This window comes from Chromobacterium piscinae (genome assembly GCF_021129175.1).
GTDB classification, from domain to species: domain Bacteria; phylum Pseudomonadota; class Gammaproteobacteria; order Burkholderiales; family Chromobacteriaceae; genus Chromobacterium; species Chromobacterium piscinae.
Genome location: NZ_JAJOHV010000011.1, coordinates 41,862 through 59,044, shown reverse-complemented (window position 1 = coordinate 59,044; position 17,183 = coordinate 41,862). Strand labels below are relative to the sequence as shown.

Annotated in this window: 19 protein-coding genes; 11 read left to right on the top strand and 8 right to left on the bottom strand. The window is 65.1% G+C overall.

Going from position 1 to position 17,183, the window contains the following annotated elements; genetic code table 11:
• The first annotated feature begins 181 nt into the window (after positions 1–181).
• Together LQR33_RS02660 and LQR33_RS02655 are read left to right on the top strand one after the other, a co-directional pair.
• Positions 182–1,714, top strand: coding sequence for a FecR family protein (locus LQR33_RS02660; RefSeq protein WP_231467368.1), 1,533 nt, complete (start codon positions 182–184; stop codon positions 1,712–1,714).
• A 9-nt stretch (positions 1,715–1,723) separates the two neighbouring features.
• Positions 1,724–3,397, top strand: a complete 1,674-nt coding sequence (locus tag LQR33_RS02655; RefSeq protein ID WP_221667988.1) for a CHASE2 domain-containing protein — start codon at positions 1,724–1,726, stop codon at positions 3,395–3,397.
• Between the two features lie 15 nt (positions 3,398–3,412).
• Here LQR33_RS02655 and LQR33_RS02650 read toward each other — a convergent pair whose 3' ends face one another.
• The 5 genes from LQR33_RS02650 to pmbA all read right to left on the bottom strand — a co-directional run bounded on the left by LQR33_RS02650 (position 3,413) and on the right by pmbA (position 8,200).
• Positions 3,413–3,910, bottom strand: coding sequence for a disulfide bond formation protein B (locus LQR33_RS02650; RefSeq protein WP_166438145.1), 498 nt, complete (start codon positions 3,908–3,910; stop codon positions 3,413–3,415).
• Between the two features lie 89 nt (positions 3,911–3,999).
• Entirely contained in the window at positions 4,000–5,139 is a 1,140-nt protein-coding gene (locus LQR33_RS02645) for a patatin-like phospholipase family protein (protein WP_221666062.1), read from the bottom strand.
• Between the two features lie 176 nt (positions 5,140–5,315).
• Positions 5,316–6,209: a DNA-3-methyladenine glycosylase 2 gene (locus tag LQR33_RS02640; protein ID WP_231467366.1), complete on the bottom strand. Its 894-nt coding sequence runs from the start codon at positions 6,207–6,209 to the stop codon at positions 5,316–5,318.
• 3 nt (positions 6,210–6,212) lie between these two features.
• A complete protein-coding gene (alkB, locus tag LQR33_RS02635) occupies positions 6,213–6,860 on the bottom strand; it encodes a DNA oxidative demethylase AlkB (protein WP_166438142.1) in 648 nt (215 codons plus the stop codon).
• Positions 6,857–8,200 (bottom strand): metalloprotease PmbA, encoded by a 1,344-nt coding sequence (pmbA, locus tag LQR33_RS02630; protein WP_166438141.1) that lies wholly within the window; start codon positions 8,198–8,200, stop codon positions 6,857–6,859. Before pmbA ends, alkB begins: the two co-directional genes overlap by 4 nt.
• Before the next feature lie 82 nt (positions 8,201–8,282).
• Here pmbA and yjgA point away from each other — a divergent pair, with 82 nt between their 5' ends.
• The 5 genes from yjgA to LQR33_RS02605 are packed head-to-tail and all read left to right on the top strand — an operon-like array spanning position 8,283 to position 11,542.
• Positions 8,283–8,831 (top strand): ribosome biogenesis factor YjgA, encoded by a 549-nt coding sequence (gene yjgA, locus LQR33_RS02625; protein ID WP_046157019.1) that lies wholly within the window; start codon positions 8,283–8,285, stop codon positions 8,829–8,831.
• The gene (mog, locus tag LQR33_RS02620; RefSeq protein ID WP_186009504.1) at positions 8,831–9,409 is read left to right on the top strand and encodes a molybdopterin adenylyltransferase; all 579 of its coding nucleotides are present in this window, start codon (positions 8,831–8,833) and stop codon (positions 9,407–9,409) included. Before yjgA ends, mog begins: the two co-directional genes overlap by 1 nt.
• Positions 9,406–10,380, top strand: coding sequence for a YheT family hydrolase (locus LQR33_RS02615; RefSeq protein ID WP_231467364.1), 975 nt, complete (start codon positions 9,406–9,408; stop codon positions 10,378–10,380). Before mog ends, LQR33_RS02615 begins: the two co-directional genes overlap by 4 nt.
• 54 nt (positions 10,381–10,434) lie before the next feature.
• Entirely contained in the window at positions 10,435–10,947 is a 513-nt protein-coding gene (locus tag LQR33_RS02610; protein ID WP_231467362.1) for a PaaI family thioesterase, read from the top strand.
• 19 nt (positions 10,948–10,966) lie between these two features.
• The gene (locus LQR33_RS02605) at positions 10,967–11,542 is read left to right on the top strand and encodes a hypothetical protein (protein ID WP_231467360.1); all 576 of its coding nucleotides are present in this window, start codon (positions 10,967–10,969) and stop codon (positions 11,540–11,542) included.
• A 6-nt stretch (positions 11,543–11,548) separates the two neighbouring features.
• Here LQR33_RS02605 and LQR33_RS02600 read toward each other — a convergent pair whose 3' ends face one another.
• Positions 11,549–12,709 (bottom strand): HD-GYP domain-containing protein, encoded by a 1,161-nt coding sequence (locus tag LQR33_RS02600; RefSeq protein WP_021475253.1) that lies wholly within the window; start codon positions 12,707–12,709, stop codon positions 11,549–11,551.
• Between the two features lie 190 nt (positions 12,710–12,899).
• On the opposite strand from LQR33_RS02600, the gene LQR33_RS02595 reads away from it, so the two are divergent.
• Entirely contained in the window at positions 12,900–13,745 is an 846-nt protein-coding gene (locus tag LQR33_RS02595) for a dienelactone hydrolase family protein (RefSeq protein ID WP_231467357.1), read from the top strand.
• A 9-nt stretch (positions 13,746–13,754) separates the two neighbouring features.
• Here LQR33_RS02595 and LQR33_RS02590 read toward each other — a convergent pair whose 3' ends face one another.
• Positions 13,755–14,861, bottom strand: coding sequence for an HD domain-containing phosphohydrolase (locus tag LQR33_RS02590; protein ID WP_166438136.1), 1,107 nt, complete (start codon positions 14,859–14,861; stop codon positions 13,755–13,757).
• A gap of 302 nt (positions 14,862–15,163) precedes the next feature.
• Between LQR33_RS02590 and LQR33_RS02585 the strand changes: the two genes are divergently transcribed.
• Both LQR33_RS02585 and LQR33_RS02580 read left to right on the top strand, forming a co-directional pair.
• The gene (locus tag LQR33_RS02585) at positions 15,164–15,367 is read left to right on the top strand and encodes a cold-shock protein (RefSeq protein ID WP_021475250.1); all 204 of its coding nucleotides are present in this window, start codon (positions 15,164–15,166) and stop codon (positions 15,365–15,367) included.
• 103 nt (positions 15,368–15,470) lie between these two features.
• A complete protein-coding gene (locus LQR33_RS02580; protein ID WP_031295434.1) occupies positions 15,471–16,028 on the top strand; it encodes a DUF1415 domain-containing protein in 558 nt (185 codons plus the stop codon).
• Between the two features lie 60 nt (positions 16,029–16,088).
• Here the strand turns inward: LQR33_RS02580 and LQR33_RS02575 are convergent, their stop codons facing one another.
• Positions 16,089–16,658, bottom strand: coding sequence for a lysophospholipid acyltransferase family protein (locus LQR33_RS02575; protein ID WP_166438135.1), 570 nt, complete (start codon positions 16,656–16,658; stop codon positions 16,089–16,091).
• A gap of 247 nt (positions 16,659–16,905) precedes the next feature.
• Here LQR33_RS02575 and LQR33_RS02570 point away from each other — a divergent pair, with 247 nt between their 5' ends.
• A complete protein-coding gene (locus tag LQR33_RS02570; RefSeq protein ID WP_221666071.1) occupies positions 16,906–17,127 on the top strand; it encodes a glycine zipper 2TM domain-containing protein in 222 nt (73 codons plus the stop codon).
• Positions 17,128–17,183 lie beyond the last annotated feature (56 nt).

Sequence of the window (17,183 nt, the reverse complement as noted above, 5' to 3'; positions counted from 1 at the left end):
GAGTCCCGTCCACTCCGCCAATCTTGCAAAAAAGCAGCCTCAGGCTGCTTTTTTGCATTCCCCCGTCGTGCGCGCGCCGCTTGTCGCAGCCTTTTCACCCCATTCGCATGTTGCGGTTGCAAAATGCCGGATTGCTGGCAATACTGTCAGACTTTTAAAAATTCATATCAAGAGATTTCACATGAACAAGACTGCCCTGCTGGCGCTGTGCTTGAGCAGCCACGCCTCCTGGGCCGGCAGCGGCGGCGAAGAGGCCACATGGCAATACACGGTTCAAGCGGGCGATACGCTGTGGTCGTTCGCGGCCAAGCACCTGACTTCGCCCACTTATGTGCCGAAACTGCAACAGCAAAACGGCATCGCCAATCCCTACCGGCTGACACCCGGCAGCCAGTTGGCCATTCCCTATAGCTGGACTCGGCAAAGCGAATCGTCGGTCACCATCGAAGCGCTGTCCGGCGCCGTCAATGTCCAGGATGCTGATGGACAGCCGCTGAAGGCGGCGCCCGGCCTCCACCTTCAGGCCGGCAGCCGGATTTCCACCGGCAAGGACGCCATGCTGAAATTGCGCATGGCAGACGGCTCCATGCTGCAGCTGTGGTCCAACAGCAAGCTGACGCTGGGCAAACAGGTGTTCTACCCCACCACCGGCGCCATCCAGTCGCAAAACCGGCTGGATCACGGCTCGGCGAGCAACGCCGTGGTGCCCAGGCAGCTGATGCCCAACCGTTATCAGATCTACACGCCGTCGGCGGTGACCACGGTGCGCGGCACCGAATTTCGCGTGCGCAGTCTGGACGACCAGGACACCGCGGCCGAAGTGCTGCACGGAAAGGTCAATCTGGCGGCCGACGGCGAAGAGTTGGACATTCCCGCGGGATTCGGCGGCCGCAGCGGCGGCAGGCAATCGGTGGCCCTGCCCAAGGCGCCCGTACTAGACGGCGTGATCACCGTCAGTCCCTTCAATCCTCCGCTGCTGGAATGGCACAAGCAGAACGGCGAAGCCGGCTATCAGCTTGCGCTGGCCGACGCCCAGACCCAGCAGCAACTGTACAATCGCAGCACGGAAACGGCGCGCTTCTACCCCGAACTCCCGCAAAATGGCCGCTACTTGCTGACCATTCGCGCTCGCAATGCCCAAGGCATCGAAGGCTACGACGCCAGCCGCGGCTTCACCCTGGCCGCCAGCCCGCTGCCGCCGCTGATCTTCAGCGACGCCAAGCGGACCAGCCAGCGCGCGCAGACGCTGTGGATCGGCAGCAGCGCCAGCCCGGAACATCCCGCCTGGCTCCAAGTTGCCCGCGACCCCGCCTTCGCCGACATCTGGCACCAAGGCAGGCTGGAACAAGATACCTTCGCGCTCAACCTGCCCGACAAGGGAAAATGGTATTGGCGGCTGGCCTCGCTGGATGACAAGAACCAACCCGGCCCCTATGGAAACACTCAGGAACTGAGAATCAAGGCCTGGTATGAGATAGGCCTCCCCGGCGACCGCAAGCTGCAATCCCGCCGCTACCCGGTGGCCAAGGCGCGCTACACGCTGCAACTAGCCCGGCCGGATGAACCCGGCCGCATCATCTGGCAGCAGGGCGCAGACGAGCCCGCCTGGTCGCTGCTGCGCATGCCCAGCGGGCGTTTCGTCGTCACCATCCTGGTGGACGGCGACGGCGGATACCATGCCGAAGAACGGTATCCCGCGCTGCTTTTGCCGTAAAATCACGCGATGCGCTCCACCCAGATCTCCCGCTACAGCAGGGGCATTCCCCTGCTGCTCGCCCTGCTCGGCCTGCTGCTCATCGCCAGCCAGCTGCTGGGCCGGCTGGATTTCTGGCTGTACGACAGCCTGACCCGGGCCAATCCGCTGCATCCGCCGGACCAGAATCTCATCGTCATCGCCATCGATGAAAAGAGCTTGTCCGAGCTGGGCCGCTGGCCCTGGCCGCGCGCTTACCACGCCCAGCTGCTGGACAAGCTGGGCGGCGCCAGCGCTGTCGGCTTCGACATCGCCATCGCCGAACCCTCGCGCGACCATCCGGAAGCCGACAAGCATCTCGCCGAAGCCATCCGCCGCAACGGCAAGGTGGTCGGCCCGGTGTTTCCGGAATTGCAGGCCGGCCAGCTGCTGGAAACCCGCCCGCTGCCGCCGATCGCATCGGCGATGGCCGCGCTCGGCCACACCGATTACGAACGCGACGAAGACGGCACCATACGCCGCGTCTATCTGCAGGCCGGCCTGGGCGCGCCGCGCTACCCCAGTTTCGCCGCCGCCGTCTGCGCCGTAGCCAACGGCCAGAAAGAGGCCATCCCTCCAGCCCAGCCGCCCCGCCCCGGACAGGCCTGGCAACGGCGCAACCTGGTGATGGTGCCGTTCAGCAGCGGCCCCAAGCCCTTTCACACCGTATCGTACAGCGACGCGCTGAGCCGGCTGCCGCCGTCGTTCTTCGAAGACAGCATCGTGCTGATAGGCGTGACCGCCAATGGCTTGGGCAACCAGCAGCCGACCCCGGTTTCAGCGAACAATACCGGCATGTCCGGCGTGGGAATAGACGCCTACATGGTGCACGGCCTGCTCACCCACCAACAGATACGGCCGATGCCGCTGCCATTGGAGTGCCTGCTGGGCGCGCTGCTGCTGGGACTGGGCGACTGGCTGCTGTCGCGCCGGGTGCGCGCGCGCAGCCTGCTGGCCGGCTACGCGCTGGCATCGGGCGCCGTGCTGCTATCGTCGGCCGCGCTGCTCTACTTCGCCTCGATTTGGGCCGGCGGCAGCGTGGTGGCCATCCTACTGCTGCTCAGCGGCACGCTGCGCTACGTCAGCGGCCAGGCCCAATTGTTCTCGCTGGCCTTCACCGACGGCCTGACCCGGCTCTACAATCGCCGCCACTTCGATGAAGTCTTCGGCCATGCCGTCGAGCAAAGCCGGCAAAAGCGCAAGCCGCTAGCGCTGCTCATTCTCGACATCGACCACTTCAAGAAATACAACGACCACTACGGCCATTACGCCGGCGACGAAGCGCTGCAGAAAGTGGCGCGGGCGCTCAAAGACTGTTTCCGCCAAAAGGGGCAATTGGCCACCCGGCTGGGCGGAGAGGAGTTCGGCGTGCTGCTGACGCCCGGCGATGCGCCGCAAGCCCTGTCCGCCGCCGAGCGCTTCCTCGGCCATCTGGCGGCGATGGAGCTGCCCCACTCCGCCAGCCCACTCGGCAAGATCAGCTGCAGCATAGGCGTGCGCGCCTGTGTCCCCGGCCCCGCCGACAGCACCCGCACCCTGTTCGAACAGGCCGACAAGGCGCTGTACGAAGCCAAGCGCGGCGGCCGCAACCGCGCCAGCCTTTACTTTTCATCCGACGCCGACGCAAAAAAAAGCGCGGACGAGATGTCCGCGCGACTGGATTGAAAATCCGGAAAACGCTCAACGGCGTCGACGGGCAACCAGCCACAACGTCCAGGCGATAACGCCCGCGAAGAACACCGCCACCCAGAACGGCATGGTCATGCCCAGGAAGCGGCCATGGATTTCCGCGCACTCGCCGCTGCCCTTCAACACCTTGGACAACACATCCCACAAGGGAAAGGACTCCATCAGGAATTCCAGCCCCGGACCGCATTGCGGCACCTGGTCTGCAGGCAGGCTCTGCAGCCACAACTGGCGCAGCGACACCCCCGCGCCCGCCAGGCCGGCCAGCGTCACCAGGCCGCCCCATACCCGCGCGCCGGCCCGGCCGGGATTATGCAGCGCCGCCAGCAGCGCCAGCGCGCCCACAGCCATCACGCCGATACGCTGCAGAATGCACAGCGGGCACGGCTCCTGGCCGAGCTGGTATTGCGCGAACAGCGCAAACCCCATGGCGCCGGCGCAAGCGGCCGCCACCAGCAAGAACCCCTGACGGTTCGTGATATTCAAACCCATCCCCCTTAACCTTTCCTGTCATGTCCAGTGAGTGAACGCAGTGTAAACGGAAAAGCTGAGATTAGGGCCGCCAGGCAAAGTTCCGGACGTCAGAGCTCCAAAAATTCCCGGATCGCGCCCTTTTGCTGCAAGGTGTCGCGGTAGCCCAGCGCGATCAGCTCGCGGCAATAGGCCGGCTCGAACAACAGATAGGTGGCGAGCGCGGTGCCGCGCTGCCGGGTGGCGCCGGTGCCGCGCATGATGAAACGCAGCATGGCCGGGAACAAATGGGTGTGGCGGTAGACGATGCCCTCCAGCGATTTGCTGGGATTGAGCTGGAAAATATCCACCTTCTTGAGCTGAGTCTGGTGGGCCAGCTCCTCGCTGCTCTGCAACAGCGACACCGTATGGTTGATGCGAGTCAGGCGCTCCATGTCCACCGCCATGCTGTCGATGAACACGCTGTTGAGCAGATGGCCGAATATCTGGGCCGGCATCGGATAAGAACCGACATTGCGCCGCTCTATCGTGTCGGGCCGCTTGCTGGCCAAGCCCACCACGAACAGTTTTTCCGCGCCCAGATGCAGCGCCGGCGACAGCGGCGACAGCTGGCGCACCGCGCCGTCGCAATAAAACTTCTCCCCGATCCGCACCGAGGGGAAGATCAGCGGAATCGCAGCCGTCGCCATCAGATGGTCCAACCCTATCCGCTCGCGCACGCCCAAGCGCTGATAGCGCATCCATTCGCCCAAGTGCTCCTGCCCCTGGAAGAAAGTGACCGACATGCCGGTGGTGTAGCAGGACGCGGTCAGCGCAAGCGCCTGCAGCGCGCCGGAGTCTATCGAAGGCGCGATGCCCTCGAACGGCATCCAGCGCCCCAGCGTGTCGCGCAGCGGCGCGTTGTCGAGAAAGCTCTGCGGATTGTTCCAGGCGTGGCCCGCGCTCAACAAGGACACACCGAAATGCAGGAAGGTCTTGATGAAGTAGCCAGCGCTGACGTCGTAAACGTCCGAGATATGCAGATGCTTCCACACCTTGGCCAGCGTGCTGACCGCCAGTTGGAAATTGCCGGCGCCGGCCGCCAGCGCCACCGCGTTGATCGCGCCGGCCGAGGTGCCGCAAATGATGGGAAAGGGATTGCGCCTGGGATCCGGCAGCAAGCGGGCAATGCCCAGCAACACCCCCACCTGGTAGGCCGCGCGGGCGCCCCCGCCCGACAGCACCAAACCGATTCTGCTCGGTCCGCCCATGCTCGTCTCTTTCTTAACGCCTTGTCAGTTCTATTTAGACATAGTCAAAAAGACGAAGCGACCGCAAGCGCCAGAACGAGACAGGGGCGAAACAGCCGAAAACGCGGGGGCTTGCGAACGGCGAAAGAGCCTGCTTGCAAGATGACTCCCAAGCGGCGCGGCGCTCGAGCAGGCGCTCAGAAACCTCCCGCCTGCAGCAAGGCCCACAAATGCGCGGCCACCAGCGCGCGCCATGGCGAGAATGCCTCCAGCCAGGCCTGCGTCTGCCGCTGGTCGGGCTTGTCGGCGGCGCCCAGCACCACGCCCAACGCCTTGCGCACGGCGACATCGCCATGCAGCGAGCCATCCAGCCAGCCATAGCCGCGCAGCAAGGCGTAGCTGACCGTCCACGGCCCGATGCCGGGCACCGCCAGCAACCGTTCGGAGATCTCTTCCGCCGCCGCGCCGTCCAGCCAGGCATCCAGCGGCAGGTCGCCATTCGCCGCGGCCTGGCTCAAAGCCAGCATGGCGCGGCTCTTGGCGCGCGAGAAGCCCGCCTCGCCCAACTGATCGGCCGTCAGCGCCGCCAGCCGCGCCGCATCCGGGTGGCACAGCAGGCCGGAAGAATGGCGGCAATCGCACAGCAGCAGCATGCGCCGGCGTATCGTCACCGCCGCGGCCACGCTGATCTGCTGGCCGGTGATCGCCCAGGCCAGCGCCTCGAACGGCGTCGCCGTCTGCGGCACCCGGAGGCCCGCGCGCGCGGCGATCAGGCCGCCCAATTGCGGATGGCCGCGGTATTGGCGCTCGAATGCCTCCACCGGCTGATTCAGGCCCAGCATGCGCCGGCCCATGCGCTCCAGCTCGCCGGCATCCCCCGATTCGCCGTCCACATCCAAGCCCAGAATCGCCCGGTCAGAATGAAAACGCAGATCAAGGCAGGCCGGCAGGCCTTGCCACAGCAAGCCTTTTTTCAAACCGTCGTCGTCCACCTGCTCGGCCAGCCGCTCGCCGTCGCGGCGGTGGAAAGCCAGGATGTCCTGCGGACGGAAGCCGGCCGGCAGCGCGATATCGCAATGAATGACGGACATGGATCAGCGGGCCTTGCGAAAAGTGAGATTGATGCGGCGTTCGCCCAGCAGCGGGTGGATGCCGGGCTGGACCGGCTGCACGCCATGGAAGCGCATCCGGTCCGGCCCGCCCCATACCAGCACGTCTCCGTGCCCCAGCAGGATGCGGGCGGTTTTGTCCGACCGGCGCAGGCCGCCCAGCAGGAATACCGCGGGCAGGCCCAGCGACACCGAGACGATGGGCGCGGAGAAATCGCGCTCGTCCTTATCCTGATGCAGGCCCATCCGGGCGCCGGGCAAGTAGCAGTTGATCAGGCAGGCATCGGGATCGAAGCCGGCGAAGCCCGCCTCGGCGGCCGCGCCGCGCGCCAGCTCACGCAACGGATCGGGCATCGTCGGCCAGGCTTGGCCGCTGTCGGGATCGACGGCGGAGTAGCGATAGCCGCGGCGGTCGGACACCCAGCCCCAGTCGCCGCAGCTGGAGGTGGCCACCGACATCGCCTGCCCGCCCGGCGTGACCATGCCGCGCGGCGGCGACTGCCTTAGCACCGCCTCCACCGCATCAAGCAGCCGTGCATCGCCGGCGCGGGCCCAGCCATGCAGCAGCGCGGTGCCGGCCGACAGCCGCTCAAGCCACGGCCCTTCGTCCGGCGCGAACAGGCTGCCGCTCACTCCTCGCCGGCCACCATCATGCCGCCGATCAGCACCGAGCCGATGCGGCGGCCGCCGCGATCCAGCACGTCGTCGGCGATCGCTTCGATATTGAGGAACATGTCGCGCAAATTGCCCGCGATGGTGATCTCCTCCACCGGATAGGCGACCACGCCGTTTTCCACCCAGAAGCCGGCCGCGCCGCGCGAGTAGTCGCCGGTGACGGTGTTGACGCCCTGGCCCAGCAATTCGGTCACCAGCAAGCCGCTGCCCATGCGCGACAGCACGTCGGCAAAGCTCTCGCCGGTGGAGTGGACCACCAGATTGTGCGCGCCGCCGGAGTTGCCGGTGGTCTGCATGCCCAGCTTACGCGCCGAGTAGCTGCTCAAGAAATATCCCTGCAGCACGCCGCTGTCCACCAAGCGGCGCGACTGCGTCGCCACGCCCTCGCTGTCGAAAGCGCTGCTGGCAAGGCCGCGCAGCAGGAATGGGTCTTCGTCTATCGTCACCCGGGACGCCATCACCGGCTTGCCCAGCGCGTCGAGCAGGAAGGACGACTTGCGGTACAGATTGCCGCCGCTGATCGCCGCGGCCAGATGGCCCAGCAGCGACATCGCCACCGGCGCCTCGAACAGCACCGGATACTGGCCGGTTTTGACCCGCCGACTGCCCAGACGGCGCACCGCGCGTTCGCCGGCGATGCGGCCGATCTCCTCGACCGGCGCCAAGTCGTCTTTGTGGCGCGCGGAAGAGTACCAGTAGTCGCGCTGCATCACGCCATCCTGCTCGGCCACCACCGCGGCGGACAGGCTATGGCGGCTGCCGGCGAAACCGCCGCGGAAACCGTTGCTGTTGGCGTAGGCGAACTGATTGGCCTGCACCGACACGCTGGCGCCCTCGGAATTGCGGATGCGGGCGTCCACCCCGCGCGCGGCGTCCTCGCAGCGGCGCGCCAGCGCTATCGCCTCCTCCACCGGCAGCTGCCAGGGATGGAACAGGTCAAGGTCCGGCAGATCGTCGGCCAGCAGTTGCGGATCGGCCAGTCCGGAGCAATCGTCCTCCGCCGTGTAGCGGGCGATGTCCAGCGCGGCGCGCACGGTGTCGGACAGCGCCTCGTCGGAAAAGTCGGATGTGCTGGCATGGCCTTTTTTCTGGCCCAGGTAGACGGTGACGCTGACGCCCTTGTCCTGGTTGTATTCTATGGTTTCCACTTCGGACAGGCGCACGCTCACTGTCTGGCCGACACCCTCGGAAACATCGGCCTCGGCCGCGCTGGCGCCTTGCTGGCGCGCCAGCTCGAGCACGCGGCCGGCGATCCCGCTCAAGGTATCGGGACTGAAACTGAATGTCTTATCTGCCATAGTATCTTTCGGAACGTGGAAACGGCCGGCGGCCTTTTCCGGTATCATACCAGCCTTGAAAACCGAGTGAGACCTAGCAACAATGACCGACCACCAGAACGACGACGATGGTTTCGTCAGCAAGTCCCAGCGCAAGCGCGACATGGACGCGCTGCAGGATCTGGGTAGCGAACTGGTCGAGCTGTCCAAGGATACGCTGAAGAAAATGGCGCTGCCGGAGGATTTGCTCTCCGCGCTGCTGGAACACAAGCGCCTGACCGCGCATGGCGCCATCCGCCGCCAGCTGCAGTACATCGGCAAACTGATGCGCAATGTCGATCCCGAGCCGATCCAGCAATATCTGCAGATCCTCAAGGGTGAATCGTCCGAGCACATCGCCTGGCAGAAGCTGCTGGAGCGCTGGCGCGACAAGCTGATGGCCGACGACGCCAACCAGCCGCTGTTCCTGCAGAGCTTCCCCGAGACCGACCCCAAGCAGCTGCATTCGCTGGTGCGCCAATCGCGCAAGGAAAAGCAAGACAACAAGCCGCCCAAGGCCTTCCGCCAGTTGTACCAGTTGATCAAGGAACAAATCCCCGAGCCGGGCAAGCCCCGCATCTGGCAAAAGGATGAGGAAGAGGACGACGAGTGATGCTGAAGATAGGCCTGGTTTCCATTTCCGACCGCGCGAGCCAGGGCGTCTACGAGGACAAGGGCCTGCCCGCGCTGCGGGACTGGCTGTCCCGCGCCATCGCCACGCCGTTCGAGACGGTGAGCCGGCTGATCCCTGACGAGCAGCCCGGCATCGAAGCCGCGCTCAAAGCGCTGGTCGACGACGAAGGTTGTCAGCTGGTGCTGACCACCGGCGGCACCGGACCAGCCCCGCGCGACGTGACGCCGGACGCCACGCTGGCGGTGGCCGACCGCGTGATGCCCGGCTTCGGCGAGCAGATGCGCCAGATCAGCCTGCGCTTCGTCCCCACCGCCATTCTGTCGCGCCAGACAGGCGTGATCCGCAAACAGAGCCTGATCCTGAATCTGCCCGGACAGCCCAAGGCCATCCAGGAAACGCTGGAGGGCCTGCGCGGCGCGGACGGCAAGGTGGAAGTGCCCGGCATCTTCGCCGCCGTGCCCTACTGCCTGGACCTGATCGGCGCGCCCTACATCGAAACCGATGAAGCGGTGGTGAAGGCCTTCCGGCCCAAGTCCGCCATCAAGCCGGCGCCATGAGCTACCGCGCGCCGCGCTGGCTGCGAGGCGGCCACGCCCAGACCATCTGGCCGGCGCTGGCGGTCAAGCAGGACGCCCCGTCCTACCGCCGCGAGCTGTGGGACACGCCGGACGGCGCGCGCATCGCGCTGGACTTCGTCGACGGCCAGCCCGGCGCGCCGCTGGTGGTGCTGTTCCACGGCCTGGAAGGCAGCAGCGCCAGCCACTACGCCAAGGCGCTGATGCAGGCGGTGGCCGCGCGCGGCTGGCACGGCGCGGTATCGCATTTCCGCGGCTGCGGCGGCGTGGACAATCCGCTGCCGCGCGCCTACCACGCCGGCGACGCCGCCGAGGTGCGCTGGATCTTGCAGCGGCTGTCCGGCCGCTTCGCCGCCATCGCCGCCGTCGGCGTGTCGCTGGGCGGCAGCATGCTGCTCAATTACCTGGCCGACGACGGCGAAGCCGCGCTGCCGCAAGCCGCCGCCGCGGTGTCCGCGCCGCTGGACCTGGTGGCTGCCAGCACCCGGCTGGACCGCGGCCTGGGCAAGCTGCTATACACCCGGATGTTCATGGACACGCTCAAGCCCAAGGCGATGGCGTCGCTGCAACGCCATCCGGGCCTGTTCGACGGCGCCAGACTGAGCCGCGCGCGCACCTTCATCGAGTTCGACGACCTAGTCACCGCCCCCATCCACGGTTTCGGCACCGCGCTCAACTACTGGACGCAGGCCAGCAGCAAGCCACGGCTCGGCCAGATCGTCCGCCCCACGCTGGTGCTGAACGCGCGCAACGATCCCTTCCTGCCGGAAAGCGCGCTGCCAGACGCCAGCCAGGTGTCGCCTGCGGTGACGCTGGACTTCCCCCGCGACGGCGGGCATGTGGGCTTCGCCACCGGCCCCTTCCCCGGACGGATAGACTGGCTGCCGCAACGGCTGCTGGAATTCATCGCGCCGCATCTGCAAAGCGCCTCGCCCGAACGTCATAGCCGTTGACGATCCCATCCCCTTGATGGCAAGTTCGAAGGCTTGCCAACAGGAGGACTTTCCATGACGAATCCAGACGCCGCCCAACGCAGCCTCACCGTCCAGTGGGACGATCCGATGATAGGCGCCCGCGCCGCCCAGACGCTCGGCGGCCTGGAATACCTGCGGGAAATGGCCGAAGGCCGCATCCCGCCGCCGCCGGTGATGAAGCTGCTCGGCTTCGACTTTATCCGCGCCGCCGAAGGCGAGGTGGAATTCGCCTTCGTCCCTCACGAATCCCATTTCAACCCGATAGGCAGCGTCCACGGCGGCGTGATCAGCACGCTGCTGGATTCCGCGATGGGTTGCAGCGTCCACTCGCTGCTGCCTCGCGGCAAGGGCTACACTACGCTGGAATTGAAAGTGAATTTCGTGCGCGCCGTCCAGCCCCGCCACGGCAAGCTGCTGTGCAGCGGCCAGGTCATCCACGCCGGCGGCCGCATGGCTACCGCGGAGGCCCGGCTGCAGGACGAGGCCGGCAAGCTGTACGCCCATGCCACCACCACCTGCATGATCTTCGACGCCCCGGCCGGCTGATCGGCAAAAGGAAGGAACCATGCTCCGCTCCGCCTTATTGTGCTTCGCATTCGCCTTGCTGGCCGGTTGCTCCACCATGGCCGACCGCCTCAAAGGCTCGCTGACGCCGCCGCCGGGCCAGGCTTACGCCATCGTCTCGCTGACCGGCAAGGCATTCGACCCCGACCGCGCCACCATCGGCCTGACAGTCAGCGACACCGGCGGCCGCGTAGCGGCCCAGGACATTGCCAGCCTGATCACAGACACGGTGTTCGGCGAGGAAGGCATGTCGCCGGCGGAGGGCAAGCTGGTGCTGATGGCGCTGCCCCCGGGCGACTACCGCGTTTCCGGCGCGTGGGGCCACTGGGTGGACGACGGCGTTTTCGGGTCCAATCTGCAGATGAAGCAGTTTCGGCTGAACGCGCCCTTCCATCTGGATGAGGGCGAAACGGTCTATCTGGGGCAGGTGCAGGTGGAAATGTCCTTCCTGCCGGAAGTGAAGCTGTCCGACGAGCGGCGGCGCGACTTCGGCCACATGCGGCGGGTATGGAAGATCAAGGACCTGAGCCAGGTGAAGATCCGCCCGCTGGCGATGCCGGCGGCGGCCCGGCCATAAAGCGACTCAGGGCTTGTACCACAGCTTGTACAGATAGGCGGGCTTGACCGCCGCCACCGCCGCGCTGACCGGCTCCATCACATGGTAGGCCGACTGGCGGCTGTCGCGCAGCAGGGGGTCGGCATAAGGCGGGCCATCCAGCTTGCGCAGCGCCGCCACCTTGGGCGTGTTGGCCTTGTCGCCGCGGTGGGTCACCACCGCCACCTCGTTGCTGGCCAGCCGCACGAAGCTGCCAGGCGGATAGATGCCCATCTCCTTCACCAGCAAGGACACATGCTGCGGCGGAAAACCGCCCAGCTCGCCGCGGAACAGGCTGCCCAGCACCAGCGCCGGCAACTGAGGCTGCGGGTTGTGCACGCAGCCGCACACCAGATCCACCATCTGCAGCAGCAGGGCGTCGGTTTCGATCTCGTCTCCCGCCAGACCCTGCGGATAGCCGCTGCCGTCCTGCTGCTCATGTTGCTGCTGCACCAGCAGATGCCAGTATTCGTCGTCGACGCCCGCCTCCCGCAGCATGGCCGAGCCCAGCGCCGGGTGGGCGAACATCGCCTCCTGCTGCGCCAGATCCATCGGCGCGCTCTGCGCCGCCAGCTGATTGAGCAGTCCGGTGACGGCGAGATTCATGCTCAGGGCCGCGCCCAGCATCGGCCGCAGTTCGGCGTCGGACAACCCCAGCCGCCGCCCCAATACCGCCAGCACCGCGGCCACGTGCACGCTCTGCGCGCTGCCTATGCATTGGAACGGCAACAAAAACACGCTAGCCAGCACGCCATCCGGGTGGCGGCGGCTGAGCGCCAGCAACCCTTCAGCCATGCCCAGCAGGCTTCCGGCCAGGTCCCGCACCGCCAGCCCATGCTGCAACACGCCCTCGGCCCGCCGCAGCAAGAAAGCCATTTCCTGCAGCGGATTGGCGCTGTTGCGCTGCTGCTCCGCCTCTTTCTCGCGCTGGGCGGCGCGTTCCAGCCGCTCGCGCTCGAGCTTGGCCGCCACTTCATCGCTTTCGCCGTGCCCCAGCTGCGCCAGGCGGTCGCGCTGCTCCTCGGTCAGCACGTACAGCCCCCGCTTCAGCAACAGCACGCCGTTCTTGGCGTACACATCGACCGGAGCTTGTTGGCCGGCGCGGAGAAAATTGCGCGGCAGTTTTACCTTTGCAGACGAATCCGTCATATTCCACTTGCATCAGTTGCGCCGACGCCTTGCCGGCCATCGCTTCAAAAATCGCCCAAGGGTGTCCTGATGCTTGGACGCATTGCCGATTTTGTTAGTTCTACTTAGAGCAGCTACCAGTGTTTATTCAAATTTTATCGAAAATCGGCGCGGACACCAGTCCCCGCCCCGATAAAGGAGTCATCTCGACATGAGCGACAACAGCGCACACCTTCCCCGCCGCAGCTTTCTCGCCGGTGCGGGCAGCCTGGGTTTCGCCCTGGCCGTGCAACCCATCGCCGCCAGCACCATCCTCACCGACAGCCGGCAATTGCAAACCGGCCATCCGGACATCGACACCGGCAAGGGAACGATGCCCGGCTACTATGCCCGTCCGGCCGAAGGCAACGGCCCCTGGCCGCTGGTGATCGTGATCCAGGAAATCTTCGGCGTGCACGAGCATATCCAGGACTTGTGCCGCCGGCTGGCCAAGCAGGGCTACCTGGCCGTGGCGCCGGAACTGTATTTCCGCCACGGCAATCCGGCGCAGGCACCGGACATCGACAGCCTGTTGCGCGACATCGTATCCAAGGTGCCGGACGGCGAGGTGATGAACGATCTGGACGCCACCTGGCGCTGGGCCGGCGCGCACGGCGCCGACCTCAAGCGCGCGGCCGTCACCGGATTTTGCTGGGGCGGACGCCAAACCTGGCTCTACGCCGCGCACAACCCGCAGTTGAAGGCGGCCGCGGCCTGGTACGGCAAGCTGGAGGGACCGGCAAACGCCAATGCGCCGCGTCAGCCGCTGGACATCGTCGGCGAGTTGAAGGCGCCGGTTCTGGGACTGTACGGCGGACAGGACCAGAGCATCCCGCTCGCCGGCGTGGAGAAAATGAAAGCCGCGCTGCGCGCCGCCGGCAAAGACAGCGAGATCGTCGTCTACCCCGATGCCGGCCACGGTTTCAACGCCGACTATCGCCCCAGCTACCACCCGCGGGATGCCCAGGACGCCTGGCGCAGGATGCTGGACTGGTTCGCCCGCCATGGCGCGCGTTGAGCCGGCGGGCTACGCGCCGCCGACCACATTGCCCAGCTCCAGCCGGGTGCGCACCACCTGGTTGAACAGCTGCAGCCAGTAGGGATCGAACTGCCGCTCCGACGCGTTCAGCTCGGCCACCGCCCGCAGCATCGAGCGGCGCTGGCCTTGCTGGGCGTGCTTGAGCATCACCGACTCGAACGCGTCCACCAGCGCCAGCACGCAAGCGCCGGAACAGATGGCGCCGTCACGCAGCCCATCCGGATAGCCGCTGCCGTCCGGACGCTCATGGTGCTGGGCCACCATCGCCGCCGCCTCCTCCCAACCCGGCATGCGCTCCAGCAGCCCCGCCGCCCAACCCGGATGCGCGGACATATCACGCCGTTCCTCATCGCTCAGCTGACCGGCTTTCAACCACATCGACTCCGGCAACAGCATCATGCCGATATCGTGCATATAGATGGCGGCTGCCAATTGCTCCATCGGCAATGGCTGCTTGGCCAGGCGATTGGTTTCCAGCGCAAGCGCCAGGTTGCGCTCGGTGCGGCCGGCATAGGCCGGCAGACGATGTTCCAGCTGTACCGCCAGAGACCGGAAAAACTGCAGGTCGGCAAATCGATGGCCGCCATGCGTCCCGGTTTGTTCGGCGGCCGCCTGCGCGACAACGGGCGGATGCCCCATCATGCTGGCCACCAGCCAGGCGCAGGCCTGCGGCAGTTCCTCGGCGCTCTTGTCCAGCAAAGGGTCCAGCCTCATCCGCAAGGCGTCCATCCGCAAATCATCCAAGGGGGCATCGTCCGCGACCGCGTCCAGCATCAGCACCAGCCGATCCATCACCAGCAGCAGCACATCGCCCAGCACGTCCAGGTATGGCAGTTCCTTGCGCCGGACCCGGTCCAGCAAATGCTCCAGCACGTGCACATAAGGCTCGACGAAGTGCACTTGGCACAAGCTGGCGTCGCCCTTGATGCTATGCAGGATGCGGAACAACTGCGCGATTTTCTCCCCATTTCCGCTGCCATCCTCCAACTGGCAGACCAACTGTTCGAGCTGCGGCGCGTAATCGGACACTGCGTCGCGAAAGTCCTGGAACGCAATAGGATCGATGATTTCCGGCATCAGTTGCTGCGTGGCCATATGGAACCCCTTCGGATTGGCGTTTTATCCAGTATATGCAAGCATGGCCGCTACGCATCCCGACACGCGCAACGCCCTTCAATGTAAACATCCTGTCCAAACGTATTGAATTATTCGTAAAAACAGATCACGCCTGCAGAAAACGCTTGCCATGGCGTGCAACTAGAGGCAATATTCCCCCCGCAGGATGCTCAAGTTGTGTGATGTGTAGTTGTCGTAGTGGCAATAGCCGTACCTCAGTCGCCATTTCCCTTGATCTTCGTGCCTTTTATTCAACTGCTCGTTTTGAGGAATTTAACAAAATGGCAACCGGCATTGTTAAGTGGTTTAACGACTCCAAAGGCTTTGGCTTCATCACCCCGGACGAAGGCGGCGACGACGTATTCGCTCACTTCTCCCAGATCAACGCCAAGGGCTTCCGCTCCCTGTCCGAGCAACAGCGCGTGAGCTTCGACATCGTCGAAGGTCCGAAGGGCAAGCAAGCCTCCAACATCCAGCCCATCTAATCTCTCTCGTAGAGATCATTTGGTCGTGATGAGAAAACCCGGATTCGTCCGGGTTTTTTGCATTCTGACCGAGAAAATCCGCGCCATCGCCATCGGAGCCCGCATGTCCGACAACCACGAAACCGTGATCGCCGCCACCCGCGAATGGGTGGAGAAAGCCGTGATCGGCCTCAACCTGTGCCCGTTCGCCAAGTCCGTGTACGTGAAGAACCAGGTGCGCATCCAGGTCAGCGAGGCCGCCAATCCGCAACAACTGGCTGAAGAGCTGGCCGCCGAGCTGAAGCTGCTGGCCGACACCGACCCGCAGGAAATAGACACCACGCTGCTGGTGCACCCGAATACGCTGGCCCGCTTCCTGGATTTCAATGAATTCCTGGACATCGCCGACGCCATCGTCGAAGACCTGGGTCTGGACGGCGTGATCCAGGTGGCCAGCTTCCACCCCAAATTCCAGTTCGACGGCACCGGCGTCAACGATATCGACAACTACACCAACCGCTCGCCCTATCCAACGCTGCATCTAATCCGCGAAGCCAGTATAGACCGCGCGGTGGAAGCATTTCCGGAAGCCGAAGCCATCTACGAGCGCAATATCGAAACGCTGCAAACGCTGGGCCTGGCCGGCTGGAAAGCGATGTTCGCGCCCAAGCCATCCGAGTAAGACGCTCCGCAAAACAAAAAGCGCAGCCCATGGCTGCGCTTTGTCGTTTGCGCCCCCGCCTCAACGCGGATGACGGCCTTGCTTGTCCGCATAGAAGGCCTGGATTCTGGGCATGTCCGCGGCGATATCGCCGCTAGGCTGGAACAACGGCCCGAAACCGCCCTCCTTGCGCCCATAGTCCAGATAGGCCAGCGCGATCGGCACGCCCGCGCCGCAGGCGATGTGGTAAAAACCGGTCTTCCACTCCTTTACCGCCTTGCGCGTGCCTTCCGGCGGAATCGCCAGCACCAGCCTGTCGCTGCGCTGAAACACGTCCACCATCTGCTGTACCAGCGAATTGTTCTGATGCCGCATCACCGGCACGCCGCCCAGCCAGCGCATCACCGGCCCCATTGGGCCCTTGAACAGCGTGTGCTTTCCCATCCAGTAGATCTTGGCGCGGGCGGCGAAGCACAGGCCCAGCGTGATCGGAAAATCCCAATTGCTGGTATGCGGCGCGCCTATCATCACGTACTTGCCCAACGCGGGAAACTCTCCCTTCAGCTTCCAGCCGCACAGCTTGAGCATGACGATGGACAGCCAGCGAAACAAATCGCGGACGATTGGGGTATCGAAAATGGTGAAATGCATGGCTGCCCTGTTGCAACGGCGCGGTTCCGCGCGCGAGAGCGGCATATGGCGCAGCCCTGCGTCGGGACAGCGCCAAACACGTAGAAGGCGCTGAATGTACTAAATCAAACACTAACAGTAAAGAACATAGCGCAAACCTCCCGCCGCCGCCCGCATCAACCTATAACAATCAGTAACATACTTAATGGAACTGTCGCCGCCGACAGCTGCCCAAAACCTATATCTCACCCCTAGTAGGACCTTGATAATGAACACTGCCAAGACCAGCCTGAAACTCGCCGCCGCCGGACTGATCGCCATCGCCACGCTCTCCGGCTGCGCCAATATGTCGCATCGCCAACAGAATACCGCCATCGGCGCCGTCGGCGGCGCGGTGCTCGGCTCAGTGCTTACCGGCGGCGACGCGCTCGGCACCATCGGCGGCGCAGCCGTCGGCGGCGTGATCGGCCATCAGACCGGCCGTCACTAAACCCAGGCGCACATCGAGAGCCAGCCCAACCGCTGGCTCTTTTGTTTTAAGGCCCG

What these genes read in the sequence shown, in the direction of transcription:
- LQR33_RS02660 (WP_231467368.1), top strand. Translation starts at nt 182, where the DNA reads ATGAACAAGACTGCCCTGCTGGCGCTGTGCTTGAGCAGCCACGCCTCC.
- LQR33_RS02655 (WP_221667988.1), top strand. Translation starts at nt 1,724, where the DNA reads ATGCGCTCCACCCAGATCTCCCGCTACAGCAGGGGCATTCCCCTGCTG.
- LQR33_RS02650 (WP_166438145.1), bottom strand. Translation starts at nt 3,910, where the DNA reads ATGGGTTTGAATATCACGAACCGTCAGGGGTTCTTGCTGGTGGCGGCC.
- LQR33_RS02645 (WP_221666062.1), bottom strand. Translation starts at nt 5,139, where the DNA reads ATGGGCGGACCGAGCAGAATCGGTTTGGTGCTGTCGGGCGGGGGCGCC.
- LQR33_RS02640 (WP_231467366.1), bottom strand. Translation starts at nt 6,209, where the DNA reads ATGTCCGTCATTCATTGCGATATCGCGCTGCCGGCCGGCTTCCGTCCG.
- pmbA (WP_166438141.1), bottom strand. Translation starts at nt 8,200, where the DNA reads ATGGCAGATAAGACATTCAGTTTCAGTCCCGATACCTTGAGCGGGATC.
- yjgA (WP_046157019.1), top strand. Translation starts at nt 8,283, where the DNA reads ATGACCGACCACCAGAACGACGACGATGGTTTCGTCAGCAAGTCCCAG.
- mog (WP_186009504.1), top strand. Translation starts at nt 8,831, where the DNA reads ATGCTGAAGATAGGCCTGGTTTCCATTTCCGACCGCGCGAGCCAGGGC.
- LQR33_RS02615 (WP_231467364.1), top strand. Translation starts at nt 9,406, where the DNA reads ATGAGCTACCGCGCGCCGCGCTGGCTGCGAGGCGGCCACGCCCAGACC.
- LQR33_RS02610 (WP_231467362.1), top strand. Translation starts at nt 10,435, where the DNA reads ATGACGAATCCAGACGCCGCCCAACGCAGCCTCACCGTCCAGTGGGAC.
- LQR33_RS02605 (WP_231467360.1), top strand. Translation starts at nt 10,967, where the DNA reads ATGCTCCGCTCCGCCTTATTGTGCTTCGCATTCGCCTTGCTGGCCGGT.
- LQR33_RS02600 (WP_021475253.1), bottom strand. Translation starts at nt 12,709, where the DNA reads ATGACGGATTCGTCTGCAAAGGTAAAACTGCCGCGCAATTTTCTCCGC.
- LQR33_RS02595 (WP_231467357.1), top strand. Translation starts at nt 12,900, where the DNA reads ATGAGCGACAACAGCGCACACCTTCCCCGCCGCAGCTTTCTCGCCGGT.
- LQR33_RS02590 (WP_166438136.1), bottom strand. Translation starts at nt 14,861, where the DNA reads ATGGCCACGCAGCAACTGATGCCGGAAATCATCGATCCTATTGCGTTC.
- LQR33_RS02585 (WP_021475250.1), top strand. Translation starts at nt 15,164, where the DNA reads ATGGCAACCGGCATTGTTAAGTGGTTTAACGACTCCAAAGGCTTTGGC.
- LQR33_RS02580 (WP_031295434.1), top strand. Translation starts at nt 15,471, where the DNA reads ATGTCCGACAACCACGAAACCGTGATCGCCGCCACCCGCGAATGGGTG.
- LQR33_RS02575 (WP_166438135.1), bottom strand. Translation starts at nt 16,658, where the DNA reads ATGCATTTCACCATTTTCGATACCCCAATCGTCCGCGATTTGTTTCGC.
- LQR33_RS02570 (WP_221666071.1), top strand. Translation starts at nt 16,906, where the DNA reads ATGAACACTGCCAAGACCAGCCTGAAACTCGCCGCCGCCGGACTGATC.